Annotated in this window: 7 protein-coding genes; all 7 read left to right on the top strand. The window is 72.7% G+C overall.

Annotated features, from left to right (window positions below; genetic code table 11):
* Positions 1-51: 51 nt before the first annotated feature.
* The 7 genes from AC07FK_RS17940 (at position 52) to pstS (ending at position 7946) form a co-directional block, all read left to right on the top strand.
* The gene (locus AC07FK_RS17940; RefSeq protein WP_479105822.1) at positions 52-438 is read left to right on the top strand and encodes a GntR family transcriptional regulator; all 387 of its coding nucleotides are present in this window, start codon (positions 52-54) and stop codon (positions 436-438) included.
* Positions 435-1337 (top strand): ABC transporter ATP-binding protein, encoded by a 903-nt coding sequence (locus AC07FK_RS17945; RefSeq protein WP_479105823.1) that lies wholly within the window; start codon positions 435-437, stop codon positions 1335-1337. The genes AC07FK_RS17940 and AC07FK_RS17945 overlap by 4 nt, the downstream gene beginning before the upstream one ends.
* Positions 1334-2353 carry an ABC transporter permease gene (locus AC07FK_RS17950; RefSeq protein ID WP_479105824.1) on the top strand — a complete coding sequence of 340 codons (1020 nt, stop codon included), beginning with the start codon at positions 1334-1336 and terminating at the stop codon, positions 2351-2353. The genes AC07FK_RS17945 and AC07FK_RS17950 overlap by 4 nt, the downstream gene beginning before the upstream one ends.
* 249 nt (positions 2354-2602) lie before the next feature.
* A complete protein-coding gene (locus AC07FK_RS17955; RefSeq protein ID WP_479105825.1) occupies positions 2603-4843 on the top strand; it encodes an RNA degradosome polyphosphate kinase in 2241 nt (746 codons plus the stop codon).
* Between the two features lie 103 nt (positions 4844-4946).
* A complete protein-coding gene (locus tag AC07FK_RS17960; RefSeq protein WP_479105881.1) occupies positions 4947-5951 on the top strand; it encodes a CHAD domain-containing protein in 1005 nt (334 codons plus the stop codon).
* Positions 5948-6364 carry an NUDIX hydrolase gene (locus AC07FK_RS17965; protein WP_479105826.1) on the top strand — a complete coding sequence of 139 codons (417 nt, stop codon included), beginning with the start codon at positions 5948-5950 and terminating at the stop codon, positions 6362-6364. The genes AC07FK_RS17960 and AC07FK_RS17965 overlap by 4 nt, the downstream gene beginning before the upstream one ends.
* Positions 6365-6812: 448 nt before the next feature.
* Entirely contained in the window at positions 6813-7946 is a 1134-nt protein-coding gene (pstS, locus tag AC07FK_RS17970) for a phosphate ABC transporter substrate-binding protein PstS (RefSeq protein WP_479105827.1), read from the top strand.
* Positions 7947-8078: the final 132 nt, after the last annotated feature.

The raw sequence follows: 8078 nt of genomic DNA on the forward strand, positions 1-8078 counted from the left end.
CTTTTGCACCACTCTTCCACTACTTAATTAGTGAAAGGGGGGTGAAGGCTCATGGTCGAATTCCGCATCGACCGGCGCACCGGCGTCGCCACCTACCTCCAGATCGTGCAGCAGACCAAACAGGCGCTGCGCCTGGGCCTGCTGGAGCCCGGCGACAAGCTGCCGACCGCCCGCGAGGTCGTCGAAGCCACCGCCATCAACCCGAACACCGTGCTCAAGGCCTACCGCGAGCTGGAGCGCGAAGGGCTGGTCGAGGCGCGGCGGGGACTGGGCACGTTCGTCCGCAGGTCCCTCGGCGGCGCCCCGGCCGCATCCCCCCTGCACGCCGAACTCACCGCATGGGCGGCGCGGGCGCGCGAGGCGGGGCTGGAGAGGGACGACGTGGCCGCGCTCTTCACATCCGTACTGGACGACCAGTTCAAGGGAGAACACGCATGACCGACACCGCCATCGAGGCGGTCGCGCTGGGCAAGAGCTACGGGCGGCGGGGCTGGGCGCTGCGCGCGTGCTCCTTCCGGCTGCCCGCGGGACGCGTCTGCGCGGTCGTCGGCCCCAACGGCGCCGGCAAGTCGACCCTCCTCGCCCACGCGGCCGGGCTGCTCCGCCCCACCGAGGGCTCGCTGACCGTGCTGGGCGCCGACCCGGCGAGCGCCCGCGACCGTATCGCCTACGTCGCCCAGGACAAGCCGCTCTACCCGCAGCTCACCGTGGCCGACACCCTGCGCCTGGGCGCGGAGCTCAACCCCGCCCGCTGGGACGGGCGCATCGCAAACCGCGTCGTGGGCGAGGGCGGACTCGACCTAGGCGCACGCGTCCGTACGCTCTCGGGCGGACAGCGCACCCGGGTGGCGCTGGCCCTCGCGCTCGGCAAGCGGCCCGAACTCATGCTGCTGGACGAGCCGATGGCCGACCTCGACCCGCTGGCCCGCCACCAGCTGATGGGCACGCTGATGGCCGAGGCCGTGGAACACGGCACCACCGTCGTGATGTCGTCACACATCGTCGGCGAACTGGCCGACGCCTGCGACCACCTGCTCCTCGTCTCCGGCGGTGGCATCCGCCTCGGCGGCCCCATCGACGACCTGGTCGCGGCGCACACCCTGGTGACGGGTCTCGGCCCGGCGGCGGACCTCGCCCCGCACACCGTCGTCGAGTCCCGCGCCACCGGACGCGGTACGACCGCCCTCATCCGCCCCGACGGCCCGGTCGGCGCCGGCTGGGACGCCGAAGAACCGTCCTTGGAGGAACTGTTGCTCGCCCACCTGCGCTCCCCGGACGCGCCACCGCTGCTCACCCCGGGCACGACGGCCCGCACGGAGCGGGAGGTGGCCGCGTGAGCACCACGACGACCTCCCCGGTCACCACCGGGGACACCCCGGACGGGCCCCCGCCGCGCGGTCCGCACGGCCGCCGGTGGGTCTTCCTGCGCCTGCACCGCACACCCCTGCGTCTGGCCGTCGCCGTATTCGTCCTGGGGGCCGCGCTGACGGTTTTCCTGCGGTGGGCGGCGTGGGCGTATCCCGAGAAGGAGTACGACTGCTCGGACGGCGGCCCCTGCAGCGACACGTTCCTCGGCTTCCACAGCGCCGCGACCCTCCTGTACGAGTACGTGAAGAACCTCTCCCTCGCGGGTCTCCTGCTGCCGGTGCTGATCGGGGCGTTCGTCGCGGGCCCCGTCGTCGCCCGGGAACTCGAATCGGGGCTGCACCGCCTCGTCTGGACCCAGTCGGTCTCCCCCGCGCGGTGGTTCGCCTCGAAGCTCGCCATCTCCCTGACGCTCGCCACCACCGCGGCCCTCGCCTTCATCGGCCTCTTCCATCTCGGCGGCGGCGGGATGTTCGGCATGTGGAACCTGCGGTGGCCCGATCGCGGCGTGTACGAGGCGACCGGCCCGGCCCTCGTCGCGTACTGCCTGCTCGCCGTCGCCGTCGGCGCGCTGATGGGCCTCCTCGTACGCCGCACGGTCGCCGCCATGGCGGCCAGTGCCGCGGCCACGGGGGCGGTACTGCTCGGCGTCGGAACCGTGCGCTGGGACCTGATCCCGGTGAACACTCTCACCGGGCCCGGCAGCGTGGAGAACTCCACCCCCACCGGCCTGCCCGAGGACGTCCTCATCGCCGACTGGGGTGTGCAGAACGCCGCCGGTGAACGCTTCCTCCCATACGAGTGCGTCCCCGAGAAGCTGTACGGCGCGCGCTGCCCCTCGGACGTCACGGTGACCGACTGGTTCGTGGACTTCCACCCCCAGGCGCACTTCTGGTACGCCCAGCTCGTCGAGAGCGCGCTCGTACTGGCCCTCGCGGCGGCAACCGTGTACGCCGCCTTCCGCGTCCTGCGCCGCCTGCACGCCTGACCCGGGCGGGACCGCGCCGGACGGGGGTCTGCGCGGTCCCGCCCAGCCGCCCGGGATCGCGGCCCCGCCCCACCGGCGTGGGCGGGGCCGGCAGCCTGCATGTCATGTCGCCGTTACCGCGTATTCAGACACGCTTGCGACGCTTCCGGAATGCAGCCCGCTGTGCCCACCCCCGCGAACGGGAGAGCCTCCCGCACATCACCCCCTCTCGGCGCGCCCGGCACCCCCGACGCGCGGAACAATGGGGTCATGAGCCAGCAGCCGAGCGCCGATGTCCCTGTCCAGCATGCTCAGCCGTCCGTGGGTTCCATCGCCGCGCACCGCCCGCACACCCTGGCGGGGTCCCCGGTGACCAATCTGGATCCCGACATCGACGCCGACCTGGACGCCTACGCGGAGTACGCGGACGGCGGCGCGGCCGACGCCGAGCTGCCGCAGGGCCGGTTCCTCGACCGCGAGCGCAGTTGGCTCGCCTTCAACGAGCGGGTGCTCGAACTCGCCGAGGACCCGGCCACGCCGCTCCTCGAACGAGCGAACTTCCTCGCGATCTTCGCCTCGAACCTGGACGAGTTCTTCATGGTCCGGGTGGCCGGCCTGAAGCGCCGTATCGCGACCGGTGTCGCCACCCGGTCCGCGTCCGGCCTCCAGCCCCGCGAGGTGCTGGAACTCATCTGGACCCGCTCGCGCGAGCTCATGGCCCGGCACGCCGCCTGCTACCAGCAGGACATCGCCCCCGCCCTCGCCGACGAGGGCGTCCACCTCATCCGCTGGCCCGAGCTGACCGAGAAGGAGCAGGCGCGCCTCTTCACGCTCTTCCGCCAGCAGATCTTCCCGGTGCTCACGCCGCTCGCCGTGGACCCGGCGCACCCCTTCCCGTACATCTCGGGACTCTCGCTCAACCTCGCCGTGGTCGTACGCAACCCGGTCAGCGGCCACCGCCACTTCGCCCGCGTCAAGGTGCCGCCGCTGCTGTCCCGCTTCCTGGAGGCGTCGCCGCAGCGGTACGTACCCCTCGAGGACGTCATCGCGGCGCACCTGGAAGAGCTCTTCCCCGGCATGGAGGTGCTCGCGCACCACATGTTCCGGGTGACCAGGAACGAGGACCTCGAGGTCGAGGAGGACGACACCGAGAACCTCCTCCAGGCGCTGGAGAAGGAGCTCATGCGCCGCCGCTTCGGGCCGCCGGTGCGGCTCGAGGTCGAGGAGTCGATCGACCCGTATGTCCTTGACCTGCTCGTCCGCGAGCTGAAGATGTCCGACGCCGAGGTGTACCCGCTGCCGGGCCCGCTGGACCTGACCGGGCTGTTCGGGATCGCGGCGCTGGACCGGCCGGAGCTGAAGTTCCCGAAGTACATCGCGGGCACGCACCGCGACCTCTCCGAGGTCGAGTCGGCGTCCGCGCCGGACGTCTTCGCGGCGCTGCGCGAGCGCGATGTGCTGCTGCACCACCCGTACGACTCCTTCTCCACCTCCGTGCAGGCGTTCCTTGAGCAGGCGGCGGCGGACCCGGACGTCCTGGCGATCAAGCAGACGCTGTACCGCACCTCCGGCGACTCCCCGATAGTGGACGCGCTGATCGACGCCGCCGAGTCCGGCAAGCAGGTCCTGGTCCTCGTCGAGATCAAGGCCCGCTTCGACGAGCAGGCCAACATCAAGTGGGCGCGCAAGCTGGAGGAGTCCGGCTGCCACGTCGTGTACGGGCTCGTCGGCCTCAAGACCCACTGCAAGCTCTCGCTGGTCGTCCGCCAGGAGGGCGACCTGCTGCGCCGCTACTCGCACGTCGGCACGGGCAACTACCACCCCAAGACGGCCCGTCTCTACGAGGACCTGGGGCTGCTCACCGCCGACCCCCAGGTCGGCGCGGACCTGTCCGACCTCTTCAACCGGCTGTCCGGCTACTCGCGCCGGGAGACGTACCGCCGCCTGCTCGTCGCGCCCAAGTCGCTCCGGGACGGGCTGATCGCCCGGATCAACAAGGAGACCGCGCACCACCAGGCGGGCCGCCCCGCGTACGTCCGGATCAAGGTCAACTCGATGGTCGACGAAGCGGTCATCGACGCCTGCTACCGGGCCGCGCGGGCCGGCGTGCCGGTCGACATCTGGGTACGCGGCATCTGCACCGTCCGGCCCGGTGTAGCGGGCCTCTCGGAGAACATCCGGGTCCGCTCGATACTCGGCCGCTTCCTCGAACACTCGCGGGTCTTCGCCTTCGGCAACGGCGGCGAGCCCGAGGTCTGGTTCGGCAGCGCCGACATGATGCACCGCAACCTCGACCGCCGCATAGAGGCCCTGGTACGGGTCACCGACCCCGCCCACCGGGCGTCGCTGAGCCGGCTGCTGGAAACCGGCATGTCCGACGCGACGGCCTCCTGGCACCTCGGTCCCGACGGCAACTGGACACGACACTCGGCGGACGCCGACGGTCAGCCGCTGCGGCATGTACAGGAGATGCTCATTGACGCCCGGAGGCGCCGGCGTGCGACACCGTGACACCGCCCGAACCCGCTCCCGGCCGGACACCGGCGGGCCCCCGGCCGAGCCGGGCGAGATCCTCCCCGCCGAGGCGCTCGCCGAAGCCCTGTCCGCCCGGGACCTGCCCGCGTACGACCTGCCCTCCCACGAGCTGCTCGCCCCCTACCTGCACGCCCGGGCCGGCGACTTCCTGCGCGGCCTGCGGCTGCACCGCGAGAGCGGGCAGGACCCGCAGGGCGCGGCGGACGCGGCCGAGGCGGCCCGGGCGCTGCGCGGCGCGGCACGGCGGATCAGCGGGACGCTGCACACCTTCCGGCCGCTGACCGACACGGGCTGGGCGGACACCCTGCGGGCGGAGCTGGCCTGGCTCTCCGGCGTCCTGGCCCGCGAGCACGCCTACGCGGGCCGCCTGAACCGGCTGCTGGACGCCCTGAACCGGCTCTCGGGGGCGGGCGGCGGCGGCCGGGCCCCGGTGCCCCCGGCGCGCGGCGCCGGCGCCGAGGCGGGGAGTTCGCTGGCCGTGGGCGCCGCCCGGGCCGGCGCGCTCCTGGAACGCCAGCTGACGCTGGCCAGGACGCGGGCCCACTCGGCCGCGCTCCAGGCGCTGGGCTCCTCCCGGTTCCACGCGGTCGTCGACGCCGTGGCGTTACTGGCCTCGGACGTGCCGCTCGGCCCCGCCGCCGCCGCGCCCGCCGCCGAAGTGCTCGCACCGCTCGCGACCGGCGCCGACCAGCGGCTCAGGGAGGCGGTGGCCGCACTGCCGCTCGGCCGCGCCGCCCACCCGTACAACGCCGAGGCGCTCGTCCACGGCCTCGCCCCGACGCCCGGCAGCGAGGCGCAGGACGCCCCCTGGCACCACGTACGCCTGCTGCTGCGCCTGCACCGCTACGCGCAGGAGGTCGTCACCGGCCCCGCCGGCGCTCCCCCCGCCGCCCGCGCCCTGGACCGCCACCGCGACGCGGCCGAGGCGGCCGGCGCGGCGGCCTCCGCGGCCCGCACCCCGCGCATCGCCCCGGCGACGGCGTACGCCCTCGGCGTCCTGCACGCCGACCAGCGCCACGAGGTCGAGGCGGCCCGCTTCGCCTTCCAGCAGGCGTGGCGGCCGGCGGCGGCCACGGCGTCATGACCGGCCCCGCAGAGCCGGTCCTCGCAGCGGGCTGCGTGCTGTGGCGCCGCTCGCCCGCCGGCGGCGGCCTGGAGATCTGCCTCGTGCACCGCCCCAAGTACGACGACTGGTCGCACCCCAAGGGCAAGCTCAAGCGCGGCGAGGACGCGCTCGCGGGCGCACGGCGCGAGGTCCTGGAGGAGACCGGCCACCGGTGCGCCCCCGGCCCGGCCCTGTCCACCCTGCGGTACGTCGCGCACGGCCGCCCGAAGCACGTCTCGTACTGGGCGGCGGAGGCGACGGGGGGCGCGTTCGCCCCGGGCGACGAGGTGGACCGGATCGTGTGGCTGCCTCCCGTGGCGGCACGCGCCCGCCTCACGTACGGGCACGACCGCCCCCTGGTCGACGAGCTGCTGGCGGTCGTGCCCCTCTGAGGCCTCCCCTCTGAGGCATCCCCTCTGAGGCGTCCCCCCCCCGTGGACCCTCTCCTCGTTCGCGCGGCCGCGCCCATGGCTCATCACGCCATCCCCGGCCCCGCCGGGCAGCCCGGCAACGTACCACGCAGCGTAATCACTCGATCGCGCAGAGTGAGACCAGCGCCGTTTCGGTCACCCACGGCGCGGGGAGCCTCCCCCGGGCCGCCCACCGACCACCCCCGCCCGCCGTGCGGCGATCGTGCACACCACACCGTTCGGCACGGTTCACCTCCCGTTCACTCGTCCCCGTCGACGGCTTCACCTGTTCTGCCTAATTTCGGACGTGCACAGTGCGAGGCACATCGAGAGATGACCGCCCCACTGCCCCACTCGGCACTCCCGAACACGACCTCTTCGCACGCCGCCACCATCCAGGCCCGGCGGCTCCTGGAAGGAACCCCCGAAAGTGAAGCTTCAGCGCAAGAACCGGCTTCGCGCCTCCGCGCTCGGCGCCCTCGCCGTCTCCGGCGCCCTGGTCCTCACGGCGTGCGGCTCGGACGACAACAGCGGCTCCACCGGTGGCTCCGGCGAGACCAAGGCCGCCAGCAACATCAAGTGCGACGACGCCGAGGGCCAGCTCCTCGCGGCCGGCTCCACCGCCCAGAAGAACGCCATGGACCTCTGGGTCAAGAACTTCCAGGCCGCCTGCGAGGGCGTCGAGGTCAACTACCAGGCCATCGGGTCCGGCGGCGGCATCACCAAGTTCAACCAGGGCCAGGTCGCCTTCGCCGGCTCCGACTCCGCGCTCAAGCCGGAGGAGGTCACCGAGTCGAAGAAGGTCTGCAAGAGCGGCCAGGGCGTGAACCTCCCGCTGGTCGGCGGCCCCGTCGCCATCGGCTACAACCTGGAAGGCGTCGACGACCTCGTCCTCGACGCCAAGACGCTGGCGAAGATCTTCGACTCGAAGATCACCAAGTGGAACGACCCGGCGATCGCCAAGCTGAACCCGGACGCGAAGCTCCCGAGCACCACCATCCAGGCCTTCCACCGCTCGGACGAGTCCGGTACGACCCAGAACCTGGGCAAGTACCTCAGCACGGCCGCCGCGAACGACTGGAAGTACGACCCGAAGACCAAGTCGTGGCCCGCCAAGGGCGGCCAGGCGGCCAACGGCTCCTCCGGCGTCGTCTCCAACGTCAAGGGCGCCAACGGCGCGATCGGCTACTTCGAGCTGTCGTACGCGACCGCCAACAAGCTGAACACGGTCAAGATCGACACCGGCGCCGCCACCCCGGTCGAGGCCACCACGGAGAACGCCTCCAAGGCCATCGCCGCCGCGAAGGTGACCGGCACGGGCAAGGACCTGGCGCTCTCCCTCGACTACGCCACCAAGGCCGAGGGCGCCTACCCGATCGTCCTGGTCACGTACGAGATCGCCTGCGACAAGGGCAACAAGGCGGAGACGCTGCCCGCCCTCAAGGCGTTCCTGAACTACGCCGTCAGCGAGGACGGCCAGAAGGTCCTGGCCGAGGCCGACTACGCGCCGCTCCCGGCCGAGATCGCGGCCAAGGTCCGCGAGATCGTCCCCACCCTCTCCTGACCCCGGGCGGGGGGGGGGGGGGGGGGGGGGGGGGGGGGGGGGGTTGGGTTGTCGGCATCAGAAAGACACAACCAGTCCCCCCGACAGGGGAAGGAAAAAGAGAGAGGGAAAACACACAACCCACCCTCCCCC

The sequence above is a fragment of the Streptomyces sp. NPDC046122 genome, from assembly GCF_056429965.1.

Bases quoted from the DNA above. Each gene is read 5' to 3' on its own strand.
- AC07FK_RS17945 (WP_479105823.1), top strand. From the start codon at position 435: ATGACCGACACCGCCATCGAGGCGGTCGCGCTGGGCAAGAGCTACGGG.
- AC07FK_RS17965 (WP_479105826.1), top strand. From the start codon at position 5,948: ATGACCGGCCCCGCAGAGCCGGTCCTCGCAGCGGGCTGCGTGCTGTGG.
- AC07FK_RS17940 (WP_479105822.1), top strand. From the start codon at position 52: ATGGTCGAATTCCGCATCGACCGGCGCACCGGCGTCGCCACCTACCTC.
- AC07FK_RS17955 (WP_479105825.1), top strand. From the start codon at position 2,603: ATGAGCCAGCAGCCGAGCGCCGATGTCCCTGTCCAGCATGCTCAGCCG.